Genomic DNA, 22,411 nt, shown 5'->3' on the forward strand with positions numbered 1-22,411 from the left:
TGAACCGTTTTTAATTGTGCTTCAAAATTAGCCGCGATTAGCAGTCAACTTGTTATTTAATTATCAGACATCATATAGACAAATTGGTCTGTGGAAATTTTTTCGTTTAAAGCCGTAACTAGCTCCGGAGCTAACTGATGCTTGCGGAGTTCTTGTTGCACAAATTCATATTCATATTGAAAAGCAATAATAATCAAATCACGTTCTTGGGTTTCATCCGTTTCATTGTTACTGAAGCGCTGATGCCGATAAGCATAATAATGTTGCACTAAATTAACTTCGGCAATATTTTCTGGATCACGTAATTGCTTTAAATATTGACTGACAGCCTGATAACCGACATTCTCCAATTTACGCAACTGCTCCTTATTATAAGCCAACGCTTTACGGTCTTTTTTAGACAACTGCACTGCTCGTTTTCTTCTTAACCGCCGAATCCGCCAGCGCAAAACCACTAGCTTACACCACATCTTCAACTGAATTAATGGATTGGTAATAATTTTGCGCATTTGCAATATCTGTTGGCGATTGTATTGCCAAACAATCTTAGAATCGATATCTTCATTATTTTGCACAAAGTGATCGATTGCTGTAAATTCAATACTTTCGGTTTTTTCTAATAAATTTCGTACTTGCTTAGGGTTAGCTCGGGCATTATCTAATTTTTGGCTATTCAATAATGTAATGACATGGCTGAGTGCTAGTGGATTTTGGTCATTATTTTCACGTAACTCCTGAATCGCGTAGTTGACCAATTTTACTAGTTGGTCAGTAAATTCGTTAATCGTAAATGGACTGACCTTGGCCGGTAAGAGTCTTGGTAACAACAAAGTAGGCACAACTAGACTCAATAAGATAATAATTTCGGCCACAAAAATCAGATCTGTTCGAAAGGGAATCAACTTACCATGTTGCATAATGGGTAACGAAAATGCCATTGCTAAAGTAATTGTGCCGTGAATTCCACTCAAAGCAATGATCAGACTGGTTTTTGCTAAGCTTTGACCTGTATCCGGTAATTTGATCCAGCGCCAGTACACCCATAAAAACCGCAAGGCTAACATCAACAAATACAAACCACTTGCCAATAACAACAATGTGGAAAAATGTAAATTATTATAATCGACGATGGCCAGCAAATTGCGGGGCAAACTAATTCCCAATAAGACAAAGACAAACCCATTTAATAAATTAGATATAATATCCCAAGTTGATGATAAAACCACTTGATTCGATGATGAGGTCAAGCGTAGCTGACGTTTATAAATACCAAACACTACCCCCGCAGCAACGGCGGCTAAAATACCTGACAGATGAAATTCTTCGGCCACTAAATAAACAATAAATGGTGCCAAGACATTAAAGGGAACTGTAATCGCAGTCGCATCAAATAAACGGCGTTGAAAAACAATTTGGATACTAACGAGTACTAATCCTAACAAAATGCCCACAATAACTCCACCGACAAAAGTCGTCAAAAAAGTCCCAACGCTATGCCAAATACTAAATTTTCCGGTAACAAACGCTGCGAGCGCCAAATTTAAAGCCACTAAACCCGAGGCATCGTTAAATAACGATTCATTTTCTAAATTCTGCATTAAAGATTCTGGCACTTCAATATCGGCAGTAATGGAAGAAACCGCCACTGCATCGGTAGGCGCCACAATAGCTGTTAAAGCTAAAGCCAAACTTAATGGTAAAGCATCCCACAGCCAGTGAATGAAAAAGCCGCCCACAACAATCGTTAAAATGGCTAGTACAATCGCTAATGACAACACATTACGAAAATTACTTTTTAAACTATGAAAGTCTGTATTCTGACCATCATTAAACATGAGTGGTGCAATAATAATCAAAAAGAAAATTCCGGGTTTTAAATTAAAGTGTGTAAATTCCGGTAGCCAAGACAAAGCAAAACCCGTGGCAATTTGATAAAAAGCTAACGGAATTTTTGGATAAAGTGAATAAATGATATTAGCTGCAATAGTTGCACTAATTAACAACAAGCATGTAAAAAATAATGACACAAATTTCCCCCTTATTGTTGAATAGGCAGCTGTGAGTTAATTATTGGTTGACTGAAGAAAATGGGAACAATAATCTTATTAGCAATACATTAATTGTTCTTTATAACCCCGATACTTGCTGGATTAGCGCTCTAAAAACTTATTAGCTTTAAAAATAGCTAAGGAAATAATCGGTACAATGATCACCGCCGCCAATAATTCTGGCACCCCATTACTGCCAACGACTCCCATGATTGCCCAATTTAATCCTTTAACCGGCACTTTATAAGATGCCGCCATCGCTGAAGCATAAAGAATCCGCATTAAACCTAAAACTAATAATGTATTGGTTAATGCTCCAATAGCAGCAGCGACCACCATTGCTGGCGTTTTACTTTTCAGCTTATTAGATAACCAGCGGTAAACCCAACCAGCAAAGTAGCCAACTAAAATCCGTGGCAAGACCGAGATCACCGGATTGGTAAACACAATCGTGTCCAAAATACTAGACGGCGCTGCATAAGCACGTATTAATGAACCTAATCCCCAAATAAAACCAATCAAAGCTCCATCGTTGGGGCCTAACACAATTGCTGCCACAATAACTGTGATATGAATAATTGTAACATTAAGTACCCCTAAAGGAATATAACCTAAAAATGGCGTCATTGATTGAATCAAAATAATGGCAATCAAAATCGCCCGAATGGCAATTTTATAAGCTTTACTTTTACGCAATGTTTTCTCCCTACCCCAATCATCAAAATCAATTCTTGGTTACTAGATTAAAATCAATAATAAGTATACCATTTTTCAAAAAACTAGCTAGACTTGCGAGCAATTAAAGCTTAGCAGCTGCCAAAACTATACCAATTGTTAAATTAGTTGGTTAAAGCTTATTTAAATGAGTTCTTTTTAACCGAACCATTTTGGATTAATTGACTTTTCACCAATTACCACTACTTGCTTTAAGTTGGCTTGACTTTCCAACAATTTGCGCTAAAATTATAAAGCAAACAATCAAAGAAGAGGTTGCTAAATTTAAGAGTAACGTTCAGCCGATTATGAAGAATCTAAGCCTGAACGTGAAAGGACTTTTAGCCGAAATGGTGTTTAACTTCATTTATTCACTGTTGGGTTCAGATTGAATAAGTCTGAGACTGTCGCAATTAATAACAATTGCGGGGCGCTATCTACGATTTTATACTAGTAGCCTCTTTACGATTTTCGTAAAGAGGCTTTAATCGTTTTTAGAGTCCTTCTCACTTAGGAGGATTTTTTTATGGCAGAAAAAGGTTCACAAGATCACGTACAGCGTAATCTTAAAAACCGCCATGTTTCCATGATCGCTTTAGGCGGTTGTATTGGAACTGGTTTATTCATGACCTCAGGTTCGACAATTTCTAAAGCTGGCCCGGGGGGCGGCTTAATCGCCTATCTGGCCATGGGGATCATGGTTTACTTTTTAATGACTAGTTTAGGTGAGTTAGCCACTCATTTGCCCGTTTCGGGTTCTTTTGCTACCTATAATGCTAAATATGTTGACCCCGCACTAGGCTTTGCGATGGGGTGGAATTACTGGTTCAACTGGGCCATTACTGTTGCGATTGATATCTCAACAGCTGCCTTATTGATTCAATACTGGCTGCCCCATACTCCCGGTTGGATCTGGAGTTTACTCATTTTAGTCGTGATCTTTTTAATTAATGCCTTAACCGTTTCTACCTTCGGTGAAACCGAATATTGGCTATCTTTAATTAAAGTGGTGACAGTTATCGTCTTCTTAATCATTGGCTTTGCCATGATTTTAGGAATTATGTATCATCCGGCTGCTGGTTTAAAGAACTTTACTTATAAAAAGGCCCCCTTTGTTGGCGGCTTTCCAGCCATCTTAAATGTCTTCTTAATTGCCGGCTTTTCCTTCCAAGGAACTGAATTAGTTGGTGTAACCGCGGGGGAATCAGAAGATCCAGAACATGCAGTACCGAAGGCCATTAAAGAAGTCTTTTGGCGGATTTTATTATTTTACATTTTATCTATCTTTGTGATTGCTGCTTTAATTCCTTACACCAGCAAGAATTTATTGAGTGCGGCTAATGGTAATATTGCTGTTTCGCCATTTACCCTAGTCTTTAAACGTGCTGGACTAGCTTTTGCCGCCAGCTTAATGAATGCCATTGTTTTAACAGCCGTACTTTCCTCAGCTAATTCTGGTGCTTATGCTTCGACAAGAATGTTATATGCCTTAGCACACGAAAATTACGCTCCTAAAGCGTTTGGTAAAACAACCAAACATGGTATTCCTTTACTGGCTTTAAGCGCTACTATGTTAATTTCTTTATTAACTTTCGCAACCAGCATCTTTGGGCAAAAGATTTATATGTGGTTAGTGGCCGCTTCTGGCTTAACCGGCTTCATCGCTTGGGTTGGCATTGCCTTAAGTCATTATCGTTTCCGGAGAGCCTTTGTGCTACAAGGTCATGATTTAAGTGAACTCAAATACCACGCTAAGTTATTTCCTTTAGGACCAATTATTGCTTTAATTTTGTGTATCCTAGTCATCGGTGGACAAAATATTGATGCCTTTGTACATTGGGATTGGCAGCAAATTGGAATTACTTATATTGGCATTCCATTAGTTCTAATCTTATATTTTGGTTACAAATGGAAACACCACACTAAGATTATCCCGCTAGAGGAGATTGACGTTTCAAGTGAAAAATAATTATTACTAATAATAATTTAATAGACTGGCCATAGCAGCTTACTGATGACATTCTTGACAATTCGATCAGTAACTCGTTGCTAAAGACCAGTCTCTTTTTGTTAACAAATTAATTACTAGATTTTTCCGTTAATGCAACAATGGCCGTAATCTACGGGCACAAAAAACTGCTACGATCGCTTTGAGTGTATCTCCCGGAATAAACGCCAAACTCGAAACTACTGCTTTACTCCAGGCTAAATGACTTTGAATTGCTAACCAGCTAGCGCCAACTAAATTAACGCCAACAACGCCCAGCAACCAGACCACCAAAAATTCCGTCCACCATTTAGCAGAAAAGAACGTGCGCTTTAAAGTACTGCCGACCAGTAATGGCACAAAAAACCAAGCCACTAAGTAACCCCCCGTTGGGCCAATGAAACTAATTATTCCACCACGTCCGCCTGATAAAAAAGGAAAACCTAGCGCCACTAATAATAAGAATAATCCTACGGCCGCTGTGCCTGCTTTAGGGCCTAACAATTCCCCTGCTAGCATCACGCCTAAATTTTGCAATACAATAGTCACCGGGATAAAACCCAACGGAATTCCCGGAAATAATCCCAAAACGATAATAATTGTCGTCATCAGCGCTGTGGAAACTAAAGCTTTTAACGAATACTTCACGATTTCTCTCCTTCAACAATTACAATTTATTTAATTCAATCTGCGTTTAGTTTACCAGCTACCAGATTAAATTAACATCTACCAATCACCTGGCGTCATAAGCATTTGACTTTATCTTAAGTATCCAGTATGTTTTAATCAATTAATAATGGAGGTTATTTATGCAAACTTATGAAGAATCCCAAGCAACTGGTTTAAGCCGTTTTACTTCCTTAGTTTATCTATATACTGGTTTAGGCATTGTTTTTTGGTTAATGGCAGCTTTTGCTCTTGCTAAAAATCAAGCTTTCACCATGCCCATCATCATGTGGGGCGCACAACATTGGTTATTATCAACCATTATCATTGTGGGTTTGTCCATGATTTTATTAACCATGTGTCAACGTTTTGCGCAAAGTTCTTATTTAATGACGTTTGTCTGTTACCTCGCCTTTTTATTTGTTTTTTCATTTTTAGGAGTACCATTATTTTTTAGTTATTCCGCTAAAAGTATTGCCCAAGCTTTAATTTTGACTTCCGTTGTCTTTTTCGTAATGGCCGGTTATGGTTATTTCACCAAAACCGATTTATCGTCTTGGAGTCGGACTTTATTAATTGGCTTAGTTGCTATCTTAGTGGTTTCCTTATTAGATGTCTTTCTTTTTAAGAGTCCAATGATTGCTTTAGTCATTAATATCTTAACGATTGTTATTTTCATGGGCTATATTGCCTTTGATTCCCAAGACCTCAAACGGATTTATGCCAATAGTCAAGGCCAAAACTTAGGCGCCTTAGCTTTAGTCGCTTCCGTGAATTTAGTCTTAGATTTTATCAATTTACTAATGAATCTGTTAGCTATTTTTGGTAATGACAATAATTAAGAACTTCATGAGCAAATTTCTGGCTACTCTCATTAAAAGAGAGTAGCTTTTTTTATGTTGCGGTGAAAATTCAATCCAAAATCTCGCCCAGTACCTACTTAATACTTAACTACCCAGCTCCAACAGCTTTGAGATTTAACTAGATCATAATTGAACAGCAACAAATTATTTTCAGGAGGAACATTTTTTGAATACTCGTAAAGTACAAATTTCTACTTTAGTCGGTATTATTGCTCTCACCACGGTGACGCGCTTGGATTCCATCATGGCCCCGTCCATCGTCAAAATTCAACAAGCTTTTCCCAACGCTGATGCGACTCAAGTTGAATCCATTGCGTCTATCGGTGATGTAGCATCCATGCTGGCCTCTTTTATTTTTGGTTTTATTTTAACCAAAATCACTTACAAATATGCAGCCGCTATTGGCCTAGCTTTATTAGCCGCTGGTGGCTTACTACCTATCTTCATTCACCAAAGTGTCAACCAACTAATCTTTTTTGCTTTGATTGTCGGCTTAGGTAGTGGCGCGATTACAACTGTTTTGCCTAGTTTATCTGCAGCCAATTACCAAGGTGAACGACGGTCAACTCAATTTGGCTTCAATGTCGCGTTAGAAGATGGTTTTGCTATGGTCTGGATCGTGATTGGCGGCTATTTAGCCAACATTAGCTGGGTTCATAACTATTACATTTACTTCATCACGGTTATCGCATTGATTTTAGCTTTAATCTTTATTCCGAACGTTAAGCCTAGTGAAGATCAAGCTGTTAATGAAACTTATGCTGCGAAAAATCATTGGGGCTTAATTATTGGTTTAGTAGTCATTTCTACGTTTGTGGAAGTCTTAGCCGCTGTAATGTCCAATAAAATGGCCATTTACCTACACACTTATCACATTGGTGGTCCTAGCACTTCCGGTCAAGCCCTCTTGTTTGTCCGCGCAGCTTCTATTGTGGCGGGGTTATTTATTAGTCTTTACCGCAAGGTTTTTGGTAATTATTTATTGGCAGCCGGCTTTGGTTCTGCAGCCATTGGGGCAGCATTATTTATTTTCTCCCATGCGTTTTGGAGTAGTGCATTAGGCGCTTTTCTAATTGGAACTTGTGCTTCAGTTACTTTGATTACTGTGCCTTTTTTGTTATCTAATTTAGCCACAGCTAAAGTTTATCCCATTGTCATGGGTTCGTTCTCTGCTTTAACTAGTTTAGGCTTTTCGTTTTCTGTCTGGTTCTTCAAATACACGGCACCACTATTCAATCCTAATCATTTAATTGGAACTTTTGAATCCATGATCGCTCTAAGCGTTATAATTATCATAGTACTAGTTGGTACTAACTTGCAGAAACGCACCACACAAGTTACTAATTCGTAGTTTTTCGTTTGGAGGTCATAGAAATGAAAATTGGTTTGATCGGTACAGGCGTAATGGGAAATGCAGTTGCTGTGAATCTTTTAAAAGCGGGACATCAACTTTGGGTGTACAATCGTACAAAATCTAAAACTGACAATCTCGTACAACAGGGCGCTACTTGGGAAGATAATCCCCAAAAAGTCGTTGAACAAAGCGACGTTATTTTGACTATGGTCGGTTTTCCTCAAGATGTTGAGCAGGTTTATTACGGCGATAACGGCATTTTTAGTGCTGATGTCCATGATAAATTCTTAATTGATTTAACAACTTCAAAACCGCAGTTAGCACAAAAACTGGCAGCCAGCGGCGAAAAATTGGGCGCCAAAGTTTTAGACGCCCCCGTTTCTGGTGGCGATATTGGTGCCAAGAACGGGACTTTAACCGTGATGGTTGGTGGCCGCCGCGAAGTCTATGACCAAATTAAGGCTTTATTCCCTGATTTTAGCGGTCAAGTTAACCTGTTTGGTCCGGCAGGAGCCGGGCAAAATACCAAGATGGCTAACCAAATTATGATTGCCGGTACCATGACTGGTATGACTGAAATGTTTGTTTACGCTAAAGCCGCGGGCTTGGATTTACAAGACGTGCTCAAAACAGTCAGTGGTGGTAGTGCAGCTAATTGGAGTCTAGAAAACTATGGTCCTCGGGTATTAAAAGGCGATTATACTCCAGGCTTTTTCAGTAAACATTTCTTAAAAGATTTGCGGATTGCGTTAGACACTGCTGACGAAATGCACTTGAACTTGCCTGCCACTAAACAAGCCAAAGAACTATACGAACAACTAGTTGACCAAAAGCACGATGGTGATTTAGGTACTCAAGGCTTAATCAAGCTTTGGTGGGATTAAACACTTCATCCAATAACTGAATAATTACTTTCAACTAAAAATCTAGATTAACTTTCAATTCACGAGTAATTTACTTGCTGGTGAATTGAAAGTTTTTTTGATTATTTCTTTTTAATTAAAAACATGATAGTTTTCATTTTCAAAAAGCGTTAAAATGAGCTCATAATTAATGAATCTTTTAAATTAGGAGAGAACCATGCTGAAACTGCAACATATTAAAAAGTACTTCACAGTCGGCGATACGACCACCAAAGCATTAGATGATGTCTCTGTTGCCTTTCGTTCTAAAGAATTTGTTTCAATCCTCGGACCTTCCGGTTCCGGTAAAACCACGATGCTAAACATTATCGGTGGCCTTGATCATTACGATTCTGGTGACTTAATTATTGACGGTAAGTCAACCAAAACTTTTAAAGAAGATGATTGGGATGCTTATCGTAATAATACCGTCGGTTTTATTTTTCAGAATTACAACATCATCAGTCATTTAAGTATTTTAGATAACGTCAGTTTAGGAATGACTTTGAGTGGCGTTTCGAACGCTGAAAAGAAACAAAAAGCCCAACAAGCATTGGAACGTGTCGGCTTAAAAGAACATCTATCTAAAAAGCCCAGTCAATTATCTGGTGGACAATTACAACGTGTTGCCATTGCGCGGGCCCTGGCGAATGATCCCCAGATTTTATTAGCTGATGAACCAACGGGGGCCTTAGATACTAAGACCAGTAACGAAATTATGCAGTTAATTCAAGACTTATCCAAAGAACGATTAGTCATTATGGTGACGCATAATCCCGATTTGGCACACCAATATTCTGATCGCATTATTGAATTTTCCGATGGTCAAATTCAAAACGATTCTAATCCTTATCAAGAACCGGATGAACAACCACACTTTAATCCCGTACGTACTAAGATGAGTTTTTGGACGGCGTTAAAACTATCATTTACCAATATCAAAACTAAAAAAGGTCGCACTTTCCTTACTATTTTGGCATCCAGTATCGGTATTATTAGTATTGGTGTCGTGTTAGCTTTATCGAATGGTTTTCAAAAACAAATCGACGCCACCCAATCGGAAACTTTATCGCAATTTCCAATTACCATTTCTCAAGTTACAGCGGATCAAAAGCAAATGCAAAAAAGTGACAGTTCTGGTAGCACTGGTAGTCAAAAGTTTGCTTCAGGCAAACAGCTGAAAGCACAAGCTAATCAGTTAACTTCTGCCCAACATTTGAATAAAATCACGCCCAAATATTTAAATTATATTCGCAAGATCAAAAAGTCTGACAGTAAAAATATTGCTTATACCTATACGACCGGCTTAAATTTAATCCGCAAAGTGCACGGCCAATACCGGCCGGTATCTTTTGCCACAACTAATATCAGCAGTTCCGAATCTAGCAATGCGCAAAGCATGGTTACTTCTAACTTAGGTATTGGTGGCAGTGTTTACCCCGTTGACCGCAATAATCAGCAAAGTTTCCTCAAGAAAAATTATCGTGTTTTAGCTGGTAAATACCCTACCAATAATCACGAAATTGTTCTGATTACTGATAAGAAAAATAATCTGAACTTAGATGCGTTGAAAAATCTTGGTTTTTCATTCAAAGATCAACAGCACATTCAACCACAACAATTATTGAATACTAACATTCAAGTCATTGCGAATAACAATTTTTACCAGCAATTACCAACTGGCAATTTTGTCCCTAGTAAAGATTACAGCCAAATGGCCACGGCTCATGACACTATTAACTTGAAGATTGTCGGTATTTTACGAACTACTTCTAAAAATTCTGACGGTTTATTATCGAGTGGGATTGCCTATTCTGACCGTTTGACTAAAGAAGTCATTAACATCAATAAGAATTCGCACATTGCGCTAGCTCAAAAGCAGAGTAAGAATAATGTGATCACCGGTACACCATTAAAAGGTATGGAAGGTGCTTTAACTCTGACTGCCCTGGGAGCTACCGATACGCCTAATTCGATTCAAATTTATCCCAATAACTTTAAAGAGAAAAACAAAATCACCGCTTATTTAGACAAATATAATAAGCATAAGAGTAAAGCTAATCAAGTTATGTATGTAGACTTAGCGGGCAACATCACCAGCATTACCGGTGGTTTAATGGACGCTATCACTTACGTGTTAATCGGATTTGCAGCCATTTCCTTAGTTACTTCCATGATTATGATTGCCATTATCACTTATACTTCCGTTATTGAACGAACCAAAGAAATTGGAGTTTTAAGAGCTTTAGGAGCTCGCAAGAAAGATATTACGCGCGTTTTTGATGCTGAAACTACTATTTTAGGCATTGGTTCCGGAATTTTAGGCGTCATCATTGCTTGGCTCTTAACTTTCCCTGCCAACGTTATTTTAGAAAATATGACTGGTTTAAGTCACGTTGCTAAATTAAATCCGCTCCATGCGATTGTCTTAATTATTGTCAGCACCATCTTAACTGTCTTAGGTGGTCATATTCCGGCCCGCATGGCTTCCAAAAAAGATGCGGCCACGGCCTTAAGATCAGAATAATAGTTATTAATTGTATGTAAAAAAGAGGTTGGAAATTTAAAATCCAACCTCTTTTTTTATAAATATAAGATTTGTTCAAACACTAACCTTCTTCGCAAGCCTTAATCGCTTTAATCAAAGCTCCGCGAAAGCCGTTTTCTTCTAAAGCGGCCACTCCGCGAATCGTGGAACCACCAGGAGTAGCTGAGTAATCCTTTAAAGCTTCAAAGTCTAGTTGCTGATTTTGCACTAATTGGACTGTGCCTTGCAACATCTGTAAGATAATTTGATGACTATCTTCACGTTTCATGCCGTAATACACTCCAGCATCACTTAAAGCATCCATCATTACCGCCATTAACGCTGGTGTACAACCGGCAATCGTACCATAAATACTCAACTGCTGTTCAGGAACTACGTACACTTGACCTAGTTTGTTAAATAAATTGGTCACCAGTTCTTGATGAGCCGCCGTTTCTTGTTTTTGAAAGCTCACAGCAATTATTCCCTGGGCAATTTCCACTGCCGTATTAGGTACTGCCTTGGCAAAACCAGCTGCCCCAGTTAATGATTGATTAATTTGTGTTAAATCACCACCAGAAACTGAAACAATCATTCCCTCATAATCTTGACTTAACTCTTGAATCACTGCTGGCACCGCTGGTGCTGGAATCGCTAATAAAATAACTTCACAATCCAACAATTCCGATACACTTTGCGCCGCTCCCAACTGATACTGCGCAATTAACTTGGCTGCCGTTTGGTGCCGTCCACCCTTAACGACAATCTGTTGGGGACTAATGCCCGCTTTCAATAATCCTTTAATCATCGCACTGCCAATTCGGCCAGCACCTACAAGTCCAATTTTCATTTAATCACCTCAATTTTTTTCATTGTACAACAGAACAGTTTATTAATAAATTATTGGTTTCAAACCACAGTTTGCGGTAAAATGCAATTAGCTAAACTAAACAGGTACAATAAGTTGATCTAATTCAAACAAAAAACTTAGAGTATTTGTATTAGTTTTAAAAAAGGCAATAAAATTTTGAACTATTCTATATTGACTTTGTTCTAATTTAGATAAAATTCTTATTAGTTCTAACTCTTATTCAATGTTTAAATTATGCTGGAGGTTTTTTTCTTATGAAAATAGCAAGGCTAATTACCGGGATTATTACCATTATCTTAGCCATTGTAATTGTGATTCAATTTAAATTTGATAGTTTTATTCAAGCATTGATGGGTTACGCTGACTTAGGTAGTACCGCTAGTGTCCTAGTAGCCTTATCATATTTAATTGCTGGAATTATTTACATTGTTTGCAATGCTAGTACCAGCATTGTACCAGCCATTACCAGCTTTATTATTCTCATTTTAGGTGGCGTGATGGGCATTTTTAATGCTTTAAGTTTTCCTGGGATTATGATTTGGTCTTGGGTCGGTATTGGCATTGGGACGGTCATGGTCATTGCCAATCTGATCGTTCGCTTCTTCTTTACGCCAGCCGTTGATGAATACGGTAATGCTTATAGCAATAGTTCTTACGATAACAATAATAACAATTATCAAAATCCTACAAATAACGGTTACACGGACCAAACTAATTTTGTCAACAATCAGCAGCAAATGCCGAATAATTACCAACAACCGGTCAATAATAACTATCAAGCTCCCAATAATTATCAACCAAATTCTAATCCTAACTTTCAACAGCCACCAATGGCACCGAACAACTATCAAAATCCTAACCAACCGCAACCGATGAATAATCCTGAAATGAATAATAATCAATTCAATCAACCACAGCAAAATTTTGCACCCAATCAAGCTAATCCTATGGCACAAAACCCCAATCCAGCACCACAACAACCTAATCCGTCATTTGATAATAATTATGCTAATAACTATTATCAACCGGCTCAAAACTCCGTTCCACCAGCTCCAACTAATAAACATCGTCGCTTTAAAACCAAAAACAAACCCTAATTTTCAAAAAACTAACTTTTACCACTTTTTCTTCACATTTTCATCATAATTAATGAATAATATTATTAGTGTAGATAACCGATAGGTTGCTACAACATATAAATTGTATTCACATCCTTACTCCTCCAAGAAACGACAACTAAGTTGTCGTTTCTTTTTTGTTTTAAAAAATTAAAAAAAGACTGCTTTAATTTTTATTTAAACGATATTTTAAAAAGCATTTTTAGCCAAAAAAGCGTTTTTCTTGTTCGTTTTGTGGTAAAGTAATAGTTGGTAAGTTATGGATTAATGTAATTAATTTTACATAATTTAAGGAGTGTGAAATTCATGTTAACTTTGAGTTTGTCATTGTTATCATTAGCAAGATTACAATTTGCGATAACAACGATTTTCCACTTCTTTTTTGTACCGTTTTCAATTGGAATGGGCTTTTTAGTTTCAATTATGGAAACCATTTATGCAATTAAGAAGCAGGAAATTTATAAAAAAATGGCCCAATTCTGGGGCAAAATATTTTTGCTAAGTTTTGCGGTCGGCATTGTGACTGGGTTAATCCAAGAATTCCAGTTTGGAATGAATTGGTCCAACTATTCTCGCTTCATGGGCGATATTTTCGGTGCTCCTCTGGCGATTGAAGCTTTATTGGCCTTTTTCTTGGAATCGACTTTTCTTGGCGTTTGGATGTTTACTTGGGATCGTTTCAAACCCGGAATTCACGCCTTATTTATTTGGTTGACTTCCATTGGTACCATGTTATCAGCTATTTGGATTTTAACTGCTAACAGTTTTATGCAACATCCTACCGGTTTTACTATCAACGGTAAAACGCATCATGCCCAAATGACCGATTTTGGTAGTATTGTTGGTAATCCTCAATTGTGGCGGGTGTTCCCCCACGTTATTTTAGGTGCTTTTGCTACTGCCGCTTTAGTTATCGTGGGAATGAGTGCTTGGGGCTTAATTCGGAAGCAAAAGGATCGTGCTTTCTTCAAAAAGTCCTTACATTTCGGTTTATGGTTCAGTTTAGTGGCTTCTATTGGCGTCATGGTTGCTGGTGATTATCAAACCCAACAAATTATTCAAGACCAACCAATGAAATTTGCTGCTACAGAAGGCGAATATAAAGATACTAGTTCCCCAGCTTCTTGGAAGATCGTCGCTACTTTTGATACTAAAGATCATAAAGTTAATCACGAAATCTCCGTACCTTATATGTTGAGTTTATTAGCTTATCATAAGCCTGAAGGCTCAGTTAAAGGTATGAACACGATTAACAAAGAATTAAAACAAAAATTTGCTCATAATAAGAGTAAGAGTATTCGCAATATTAAAAACTTCTATATTCCAACGACCGCTATTTTCTGGAGTTTCCGGGTCATGGCTGGCTTTGGCGCTTTGTTTGCTTTAGTTTCCATCGTTGGCTTGTTCTTGATGCGTAAAAAGCATGACATGATTGAAAATCAACGTTGGTTCTTATATATCTTAGGTTTCGTAATGTGGTGTCCATTCATCGCCAATACTTGTGGTTGGTTAATTACTGAATTAGGTCGCTATCCATGGATTGTTTATGGATTGTACACTATTGCAGATGCTGTTTCACCATCAACAACAGCTGGTGAGTTATTATTTAGTAATATTATTTATCTTGTTTTGTTTACCGTCTTGGGTGGAGTTATGATTTATTACTCACGGCAAACATTGCATCATGGTTTAAGTGCAATTGATGGACCTAGTGCTACACAACAAGACACTGTAACTGCGGATCCTTTTGCAAAGGAGGCCTTTGACTAATGACTGCCTTACAATTTATTTGGTTTATTTTAATCTGTGTGCTCTTTGTTGGCTTTTTCTTTTTAGAAGGTTTTGATTTTGGTGTGGGCATGGCTTCTGGTATTATCGCGCGCACTGATGAGGAAAAACAAACTGTGTTGCGCATTATTGGCCCCCACTGGGTAGTCAATGAAACTTGGCTGGTTACAGCCGGTGGCGCCATGTTTGCTTCATTTCCAATGTGGTATGCGAGTTTGTTCTCTGGCTATTACATCATGTTCTTATTAGTCTTAGTCGGATTAATTCTACGGGGTGTTTCCTTTGAATTTGCGGAACATGCCGAAACCAAGCGTGGGCGGCACCTTTGGTATAACGTCTTTGTCTTTGGTAGCTTAGTCGCACCTTTAATGTTATGTATTATTTTCTTCAGCATGATTCAAGGTGTGCCAATCAATGCGCAAGGCGATATGCACGCTGGTTTCTTTGATATTATTAACTGGTTATCATTAGTTGGTGGAATTGCAGGCGTCTTGATGTCTTTAATTCACGGCTTAAACTATACACGACTAACCACAACGGGCATTTTAAGAGAACGGGCACGTAATCTTAATCGCTATCTCTATCCTATTTTGTTCGTTGGTGAAGTTGTCTTTGCCTTACTAGTAATTTTCCAAACAGACTTCTTCACTAATAAACCTGTTTCTAGTACTTTAATTACCTTACTCATCGTTTTGATGTCTATCATCGGGACTTGGGGAACGTACAAAGATCATGAAGTCTGGAGTTTACTTGGCAGTGGCTTATCCTTAGCCTTTGTAGTGATCTTAATCTTTAACGGTTTATTCCCACGGGTCATGATTGCGACTAACCCTGCCAATAGCATTTTAATTAAAAATGCTTCCTCTTCACCCGCAGCTTTAACGATTATGACTATTGTAGTCTGCATTTTACTGCCGATTGTTTTAATCTACTTTACTTGGTCTTACTATATCTTTAAAAAACGGGTACCATCTGGGAAAGCGACCAATTAATTTATGATTGATAAACGTTTATTCAAATTACCCAAAGTTAAATCACTATTCGTAATGCTTGCAGGACTAACCGTCTTGCAAGCATTTATGATTTTATTACAAGCTAGCTTTCTCACGCAGGCCTTAGTTTTTTCTTGGCGGCAATTGCACTTACACGCATTACTCAAGCCCACAATCGGATTTGTAATTGCCTTTTTAATTCGCCACTTGCTGGTCTGGCTGAAGAATATTCTGCTAGATCACTTTGCCACTCAGACAACCGAAAACTTACGCCAAGATATTTTAGACAAAATTTATCAAACGGGGCCCGACTTTATTTCCACAGCCGGTTCGGGCAACTTAGTCACCGAAACACTCGACGGAATGGATAAAGTTAATAATTATTTTAATTTGATTTTGACCAAGTTTATGGACATGATGATTATTCCATGGATTATCTTAATTTATATCTTTTTCCAAAACCGGACATCCGGAATTATTTTGCTGTTAGTTTTTCCTGTCATTATTTTATTTATGATTATTTTAGGCTACGCGGCTCAAGACAAGGCTGACGCGCAATATAATGAATATGTGGTGCTGTCGAATCATTTTTTGGATGCTTTACGCGGCTTGACTACCCTGAAAATGCTCGGTTTAAGTAAAGATTATGCGCATAATATCCAAACCGTTAGTGAAAATTATCGTAAAAAAACAATGAGCACTTTGCGCATTGCTATTTTATCGACTTTTGCTCTAGATTGGTTTACCACGCTCTCCATTGCTTTATTAGCCGTCTTTTTAGGTTTAGCTTTAATCAAGGGCTCAATTCCGTTATACCCTGCCCTGGTAACCTTAGTGTTAGCACCGGAGTACTTCTTACCATTACGAAATTTCTCCAATGATTATCATGCCACCTTAGATGGGGCTAATGCCTTCACTGCAGCCACTGAATTATTAGATCAACCCGTGGTCAGCGATCAACAGCTCGTAACTAACTTTACTTGGAATGAACAAAGCACGTTAAAAGTGTCCCATCTAAACTTTCAATATGATACCCAAAACCAGTTGGTTAATCTCCACGACATTAATTTAAACCTCCATGGTTATCAAAAAATCGCCATTATCGGCAAATCTGGCGCTGGCAAAACCACCCTCTTAGATACTTTAGGTGGTTTTCTCACTCCGAATAACGGACAAATCCAGCTTAATGATCAAGCTTTACCACATTTGTCCCAAACTAATTGGCAAAAACAAATCACCTATTTACCGCAAAAGCCGTACCTATTTAGTGACACAATTGCCAACAATATTCGCTTTTATCAACCTGAGGCCACTGATGAACAGGTTCAACTAGCATCCCAGCAGGCCGGTTTAACCGACTTTATTGCGAGTTTACCGCAGAGATTAAATACTCCTGTTGGTGAAGGCGGCCGGGGCATTTCCGGCGGTCAAGCCCAAAGAATCATGTTAGCACGGGCCTTTTTGGCCCAACAGCGCCGCATTATTCTGTTAGATGAACCAACGGCCCATTTAGATATTGAAACGGAATATCGTCTCAAGCAAACCATGTTGCCTTTATTTGACCAACACTTAGTTATTTTTGCTACGCATCGTTTGCATTGGCTCCAACAAATGGACTATGTCATTGTCTTAGATCACGGCCAAATTGTGGAACAAGGACCAATTGAACAACTACAACAAGAAACGAGTGGCCCCTTTGCTGATCTAACTTTCCAAATGCGAGGTGATCTATAATGTGGAAGCACGATACTTGGGTTAAACCTTACCTGAAACAATATAAATTTCTTTTAGCTACAGCCTTATTCTTAGGCTTTCTGACAATTTTCTGTGGTGGCGCCTTAATGTTTGCCTCTGGTTATACCATTGATCGCTCGGCCACTCATCCGTACAATATTTTAATGATCTATCCGGCCATTTTGTTAACACGTGCTTTTGGAATCGGCCGCCCGACTTTTAAATATCTCGAACGTTTAAAAAGTCATAATTGGGTTTTAAAAGTCACCTCCGATTTGCGAACTCGCCTGTATAAAACAGTGGAAAAAGATGCGGCTTTCTTTAATGAAAAATATCGCAGTGGTAATCTGCTGGGCTTATTATCCGAAGATATTGATCATTTACAAAACCTGTATCTGCGAACGGTTTTTCCCACTGTTGTGGGGATCCTTTTAGCTATTTTTGTCACCATTGGTATTGGCTATTTTGACTTATGGTTTGCCATTATCACCGCCATTTTATTGTTACTCGAAATTTTGGTTGTACCTTTAGCTTCAACCGCAATTGAAGCCGCACGTCGTAGTCACCAAAAAGCGTTAACTGATCAGTTATATACTCAGTTAACCGATAATATTTTGGGGGCTAATGATTGGATTTTATCTGGACGCAAACAAGACTTTCAACAAACAACTACCCAGACTATTGCGCAATTAAACAGTTCCAAATTAAAGAGTAAACATTTTCGTTGGCAACGGGATTTCTATCTGCAAGTCATTCTAGTACTAATTTTTCTAGCCATGATTATTTTCACCAATTTGCACTTCACTAATACGCAAATGCGAGCTAACTACACGGCAGCCTTTGTCTTGGCAGTTGCTCCAATTGGTGAGGCCATTGTGCCAATTAGTCAGGGATTTGAAGAATATCCGGTTTATAAAGATTCGATTAAACGTCTCAATAATCTTCATCCCATCCTGCAACAATTACCACCGCAACAAAAATTAGCTGCGACAGATTTTCAAACTTTAAAATTAGAAAATTTGCAATTTGAATATGATGCAGATTCTCCGATCCTTTTGACAGACTTCAATCAAACCATTCAGCGGGGACAAAAGGTGGCTTTAATTGGGCCTAGTGGTACCGGTAAAACGACCCTACTACAATTAATCAACGGGGACTTAACTCCCCAAAAGGGTCAAGTTACTTTAAACGGAATCAATGTGCGAGCCCTTCAAGACGAACAAAAACAATTGTTCTCTTTTCTCAACCAACAACCATTTTTATTTAATACGTCTATTTTAAATAATGTGCGCCTTGGTAACGAAACAAAATCGGATGCTGAGGTGAAAGCCGCCTTAGATGCTGTTCAATTAACTAATTTAATTGAGCAATTACCCCAAGGCTACGAAACATCCGTACGCGAAGCGGGCGCACGCTTTTCCGGTGGTGAACAACAACGCATCACGCTAGCCCGCATTTTATTGCAAGATGCGCCAATTGTGCTACTTGATGAACCAACGGTTGGTTTAGATCCCATTACCGAAAATGATTTATTAAAGACTATTTTTGAAGTTTTAAAAGACAAAACCATCATTTGGGTTACCCACCATTTACAAGGCATTAATCACGTTGACCAAGTGGTCTTTTTAGACCAAGGTCAAATTAAAATGCAAGGTAATCCCAAAGATTTAGCCGCTAATAACCACCATTTCCAAGAACTTTATCGCATGGATCGTGGCTTCTAACTTTAAAAATTACAGCAAGCTAAAATTTTATACGCAGGACTAATTCTGATATGTAACCAGAATTAGTCTTTTTTTTGCTTAAAACACATGGTCATTTGAACATAATTTCAAAAAACAGCTTTACATTTGTCAAATACACTATATAATTTAAATTGGAATTAGAGAAAGGGGTTTCAATCAATGAAAGAACTTAATCAAGCGGAGTTAGCTAAATACTTGGATCACACACTGTTGAATCCAAACGCTACTAAAGAAGACATTTTAAAGACTTGCGAGGAAGCTAAACATTACCAAACAGCTTCTGTTTGTGTGAATGCTTACTGGGCCAAACTAGTACATGAACAATTAGCTGATACTGATATTAATACTTGCGTGGTTGTTGGTTTCCCATTGGGCGCTACCAGCACAGCTACTAAAGTTTTTGAAGCAAAGCAAGCCATGGCAGATGGCGCTGATGAATTAGACATGGTCATCAATGTTGGTGAATTGGTGGGCGGCAATTACGACGCTGTCAAAACGGATATTCAAAGCGTTGCAGAAGCAGTTCATGCTGAAAACAAATTATTGAAAGTCATCATCGAAACATCATTCTTAAATGACGAACAAGTCGTCAAAGCTTCACAATTATCAGAACAAGCGCAAGCTGATTTTGTTAAGACTTCAACTGGTTTTAGTTCTGCTGGTGCTAAAGAAGCAGATGTGAAATTAATGCGCGAAACTGTGGGCGATCGTTTAGGCGTGAAGGCTTCTGGTGGCATCCACAGTTATGAAGAAGCTATGGGCATGATCGAAGCCGGTGCTAGTCGCTTAGGTGTTAGTGCAACTGTTAAGATTTTAGAAGGCGCTAAAAAGTAAAGGAGAACAAAATGGCTTATAAGAGAATTTTTGGTATTGTTTTAGATTCCATTGGTACTGGTGAAGCGCATGATGCCGCCAACTTCGATGACGTTGGCTCAGACACCTTAGGTCACATCGGTGAATACTTCAAAGGTGAATTGAAATTACCTAACTTACAAAAGCTTGGCCTTTCTAACCAACGTCAAGAAGCAATCTTGGGTGTACCTAAAGCTGAGCAACCAATTGGTTACTACGGTAATATGCAAGAAGTTTCTGTGGGTAAAGACAGTATGGATGGTCATTGGGAAATGATGCAATTACCAGTTATGACAGAATTATCTTTCTTCCCGAATGGTTTTCCAGATGACTTATTGAATAAAATTGCTGAATTTTCCGGTCGGAAAATTATTGGTAACCGACCAGAATCTGGTACCAAAATTATTGCTGAATTAGGCGAACAACAAATGAAGACTGGTGATTTAATCATCTATACTTCTGGTGATTCCGTTTTACAAATTGCCGCTCATGAAGATGTAATTCCTGTTGATGAATTATATCGGATTTGTGAATATGCACGTAGTTTAGTTAACGGTCCTGAATATACTGTTGGTCGAATCATTGCGCGGCCTTACGTTGGACCTGACAAAGATCACTTTACACGGACTGCTAATCGGCATGACTTTACCTTGAAGCCATCAGCTAAAACCACCTTAAATTATTTGCAAGATAATAATGTAACAACTATCGGCATTGGCAAAATTAACGATATTTTCAGTGGCGACGGGATTGGTGAAGGTTATCATAACGAAAGTAACATGGACGGTATGGATCATTTAGACAAGGTTATGCAACAAGACTTTACCGGCTTCTGCTTTACCAACCTCGTTGACTTTGATGCGATGTATGGCCACCGGCGTAACGCGCAAGGTGATGGTGATGCTTTGATGGACTTTGACCACAGATTAGGTCATGTTTTAGAGCAAATGCATGATGATGATCTTTTAATCATTACTGCTGATCACGGCAATGACCCAACTTATAAAGGTACCGATCATACACGTGAATTAGTACCCCTACTCGTTTACTCACCAAGTATGAAAAATCCAGCTAGTTTAGGTACTCGGACAACCTTTAGCGATTTTGGTGCGACGGTTGCTGAAAACTTCAACATTACCACCAACGATAAAGGTACGAGCTTCTTAAACCAACTTCAATAAAGGCTAACTATGACAAATAACGGTGAAACTAAGTTAAAACAAGCTTTAATTGTGGCACAGCTTTATTACGAAGAGAATCTCAGTCAAACAACCATTGCCAATAAAATGCAGCTGTCACGTCCAACAATTTCGCGTTTATTGCAATTAGCGCGCGAATCTGGTTTAGTAAAAATTCAAATTGAAAATCCCTTTATTAATTATTCGGATTTAGGCGATATTTTATCGCAAAAATATCGTGCTCAAATTGAAATTGTCCCGTCACATTATGCCGGGCAAGCATCGAACCTTGATAGCGTTGGTGCTTATGCAGCTAACTTTTTAACCAATTTAGTCAAACCCAATGACATCATCGGCATTGGTTGGGGCAAAACGGTGCACGCCGTCACCACCAATTTAGCCGAACAAACGACTCCCGGTGTCAAAACGGTGCAATTAAAAGGTGGCTTTAGTTTTAGCCATGAGAAAACTTATGCCTATGAGAGTATTAATGAGCTAGCGCAAGCGTTTCAAACCCGGGCTCAATACCTGCCCCTACCCACTATTTTTGATAGCAAAACAACCAAAGAATTAGTGGAACAAGATCGCTTTATTAAACAAATCCTCGATCTAGGGCAACAAGCTAATATTGCGCTGTTTAGTGTTGGGACCGCAAGCAGTAATTCATTGCTCTTTAATTTAGGCTATTTAACTCAAGCCCAAAAGACAGAAATTCAAACTAAAGCTGTGGGTGATATTGTTTCCCGTTTTATTGATAATGATGGACAAATTATTAATCAAGAACTCAATCAACGCACTGTTGGGATTGAGGCGCAGGCTTTAGGACAAAAAGAAAGCTCGATTGTCGTGGCCAGTGGCTTACAAAAAACTGCAGCTGTGCATGCGGTTTTAAAAGCACATTACGCCAATATTGCAATTTTAGATGTACCTTTAGCCCAGAACTTGATTGATTATGAATAATTTTTCTTAAAGATTACCCGTAGTTGCTGCTTTAATGCTAGCAAAGGTAGTCTTTAAGGTACTAATAGTAAGCGTTTTCTTAAAACAAGATTAATTAAATCTTCGCTTTCTA

General features: G+C 38.4%; 17 protein-coding genes and 1 riboswitch. Of the genes, 13 read left to right on the forward strand and 4 right to left on the reverse strand.

From position 1 onward, the window contains the following. Positions 1–56: 56 nt before the first annotated feature. Together AC3B5B_RS03625 and AC3B5B_RS03630 are read right to left on the reverse strand one after the other, a co-directional pair. Entirely contained in the window at positions 57–2,027 is a 1,971-nt protein-coding gene (locus tag AC3B5B_RS03625; protein ID WP_489769331.1) for a cation:proton antiporter, read from the reverse strand. 123 nt (positions 2,028–2,150) lie between these two features. Next, positions 2,151–2,744 (reverse strand): ECF transporter S component, encoded by a 594-nt coding sequence (locus AC3B5B_RS03630; RefSeq protein WP_489756937.1) that lies wholly within the window; start codon positions 2,742–2,744, stop codon positions 2,151–2,153. A 280-nt stretch (positions 2,745–3,024) separates the two neighbouring features. Continuing rightward, positions 3,025–3,206, forward strand: a riboswitch (Lysine riboswitch). Positions 3,207–3,288: 82 nt separating this feature from the next. On the opposite strand from AC3B5B_RS03630, the gene AC3B5B_RS03635 reads away from it, so the two are divergent. Next, positions 3,289–4,731: an amino acid permease gene (locus AC3B5B_RS03635; RefSeq protein WP_489756936.1), complete on the forward strand. Its 1,443-nt coding sequence runs from the start codon at positions 3,289–3,291 to the stop codon at positions 4,729–4,731. Between the two features lie 129 nt (positions 4,732–4,860). Here AC3B5B_RS03635 and AC3B5B_RS03640 read toward each other — a convergent pair whose 3' ends face one another. Next, entirely contained in the window at positions 4,861–5,397 is a 537-nt protein-coding gene (locus AC3B5B_RS03640) for a biotin transporter BioY (protein ID WP_489769332.1), read from the reverse strand. A gap of 161 nt (positions 5,398–5,558) precedes the next feature. On the opposite strand from AC3B5B_RS03640, the gene AC3B5B_RS03645 reads away from it, so the two are divergent. From AC3B5B_RS03645 to AC3B5B_RS03660, 4 genes are all read left to right on the forward strand, one after another. Next, a complete protein-coding gene (locus AC3B5B_RS03645) occupies positions 5,559–6,257 on the forward strand; it encodes a Bax inhibitor-1/YccA family protein (RefSeq protein WP_489756934.1) in 699 nt (232 codons plus the stop codon). A 187-nt stretch (positions 6,258–6,444) separates the two neighbouring features. Continuing rightward, complete coding sequence (locus AC3B5B_RS03650; protein WP_489769333.1) at positions 6,445–7,629, forward strand: MFS transporter; 1,185 nt, start codon at positions 6,445–6,447, stop codon at positions 7,627–7,629. Between the two features lie 23 nt (positions 7,630–7,652). Next, positions 7,653–8,516, forward strand: a complete 864-nt coding sequence (locus AC3B5B_RS03655) for an NAD(P)-dependent oxidoreductase (protein ID WP_489756932.1) — start codon at positions 7,653–7,655, stop codon at positions 8,514–8,516. 196 nt (positions 8,517–8,712) lie between these two features. Continuing rightward, positions 8,713–11,061, forward strand: a complete 2,349-nt coding sequence (locus AC3B5B_RS03660; RefSeq protein WP_489756931.1) for an ABC transporter ATP-binding protein/permease — start codon at positions 8,713–8,715, stop codon at positions 11,059–11,061. 82 nt (positions 11,062–11,143) lie between these two features. On the opposite strand, the gene AC3B5B_RS03665 is transcribed toward AC3B5B_RS03660, so the two are convergent. Beyond that, entirely contained in the window at positions 11,144–11,911 is a 768-nt protein-coding gene (locus AC3B5B_RS03665) for a pyrroline-5-carboxylate reductase family protein (protein ID WP_489769334.1), read from the reverse strand. Between the two features lie 275 nt (positions 11,912–12,186). Between AC3B5B_RS03665 and AC3B5B_RS03670 the strand changes: the two genes are divergently transcribed. The 8 genes from AC3B5B_RS03670 to AC3B5B_RS03705 all read left to right on the forward strand — a co-directional run bounded on the left by AC3B5B_RS03670 (position 12,187) and on the right by AC3B5B_RS03705 (position 22,299). Further along, positions 12,187–13,029, forward strand: coding sequence for a hypothetical protein (locus AC3B5B_RS03670; RefSeq protein WP_489769335.1), 843 nt, complete (start codon positions 12,187–12,189; stop codon positions 13,027–13,029). 327 nt (positions 13,030–13,356) lie between these two features. Beyond that, positions 13,357–14,820, forward strand: a complete 1,464-nt coding sequence (locus AC3B5B_RS03675; RefSeq protein WP_489756928.1) for a cytochrome ubiquinol oxidase subunit I — start codon at positions 13,357–13,359, stop codon at positions 14,818–14,820. Continuing rightward, complete coding sequence (gene cydB, locus AC3B5B_RS03680; protein WP_489769336.1) at positions 14,820–15,830, forward strand: cytochrome d ubiquinol oxidase subunit II; 1,011 nt, start codon at positions 14,820–14,822, stop codon at positions 15,828–15,830. The genes AC3B5B_RS03675 and cydB overlap by 1 nt, the downstream gene beginning before the upstream one ends. Positions 15,831–15,833: 3 nt before the next feature. Further along, positions 15,834–17,564 carry a thiol reductant ABC exporter subunit CydD gene (cydD, locus tag AC3B5B_RS03685; protein ID WP_489769337.1) on the forward strand — a complete coding sequence of 577 codons (1,731 nt, stop codon included), beginning with the start codon at positions 15,834–15,836 and terminating at the stop codon, positions 17,562–17,564. Continuing rightward, entirely contained in the window at positions 17,564–19,288 is a 1,725-nt protein-coding gene (gene cydC, locus AC3B5B_RS03690; RefSeq protein ID WP_489769338.1) for a thiol reductant ABC exporter subunit CydC, read from the forward strand. The genes cydD and cydC overlap by 1 nt, the downstream gene beginning before the upstream one ends. Positions 19,289–19,468: 180 nt before the next feature. Further along, a complete protein-coding gene (deoC, locus tag AC3B5B_RS03695; protein ID WP_489756924.1) occupies positions 19,469–20,143 on the forward strand; it encodes a deoxyribose-phosphate aldolase in 675 nt (224 codons plus the stop codon). 11 nt (positions 20,144–20,154) lie between these two features. Then, a complete protein-coding gene (locus AC3B5B_RS03700; protein ID WP_489769339.1) occupies positions 20,155–21,342 on the forward strand; it encodes a phosphopentomutase in 1,188 nt (395 codons plus the stop codon). A 9-nt stretch (positions 21,343–21,351) separates the two neighbouring features. Next, a complete protein-coding gene (locus tag AC3B5B_RS03705; RefSeq protein WP_489769340.1) occupies positions 21,352–22,299 on the forward strand; it encodes a sugar-binding transcriptional regulator in 948 nt (315 codons plus the stop codon). The last annotated feature ends 112 nt before the right edge of the window (positions 22,300–22,411 follow it).

It is taken from the genome of Bombilactobacillus sp. ESL1187, assembly GCF_058107155.1.

Excerpts from the sequence above, each read along its gene's own strand:
- AC3B5B_RS03635 (WP_489756936.1), top strand. The coding sequence starts at position 3,289 with ATGGCAGAAAAAGGTTCACAAGATCACGTACAGCGTAATCTTAAAAAC.
- AC3B5B_RS03645 (WP_489756934.1), top strand. The coding sequence starts at position 5,559 with ATGCAAACTTATGAAGAATCCCAAGCAACTGGTTTAAGCCGTTTTACT.
- AC3B5B_RS03655 (WP_489756932.1), top strand. The coding sequence starts at position 7,653 with ATGAAAATTGGTTTGATCGGTACAGGCGTAATGGGAAATGCAGTTGCT.
- AC3B5B_RS03660 (WP_489756931.1), top strand. The coding sequence starts at position 8,713 with ATGCTGAAACTGCAACATATTAAAAAGTACTTCACAGTCGGCGATACG.
- AC3B5B_RS03665 (WP_489769334.1), bottom strand. The coding sequence starts at position 11,911 with ATGAAAATTGGACTTGTAGGTGCTGGCCGAATTGGCAGTGCGATGATT.
- AC3B5B_RS03670 (WP_489769335.1), top strand. The coding sequence starts at position 12,187 with ATGAAAATAGCAAGGCTAATTACCGGGATTATTACCATTATCTTAGCC.
- AC3B5B_RS03675 (WP_489756928.1), top strand. The coding sequence starts at position 13,357 with ATGTTAACTTTGAGTTTGTCATTGTTATCATTAGCAAGATTACAATTT.
- cydB (WP_489769336.1), top strand. The coding sequence starts at position 14,820 with ATGACTGCCTTACAATTTATTTGGTTTATTTTAATCTGTGTGCTCTTT.
- cydD (WP_489769337.1), top strand. The coding sequence starts at position 15,834 with ATGATTGATAAACGTTTATTCAAATTACCCAAAGTTAAATCACTATTC.
- cydC (WP_489769338.1), top strand. The coding sequence starts at position 17,564 with ATGTGGAAGCACGATACTTGGGTTAAACCTTACCTGAAACAATATAAA.
- deoC (WP_489756924.1), top strand. The coding sequence starts at position 19,469 with ATGAAAGAACTTAATCAAGCGGAGTTAGCTAAATACTTGGATCACACA.
- AC3B5B_RS03700 (WP_489769339.1), top strand. The coding sequence starts at position 20,155 with ATGGCTTATAAGAGAATTTTTGGTATTGTTTTAGATTCCATTGGTACT.
- AC3B5B_RS03705 (WP_489769340.1), top strand. The coding sequence starts at position 21,352 with ATGACAAATAACGGTGAAACTAAGTTAAAACAAGCTTTAATTGTGGCA.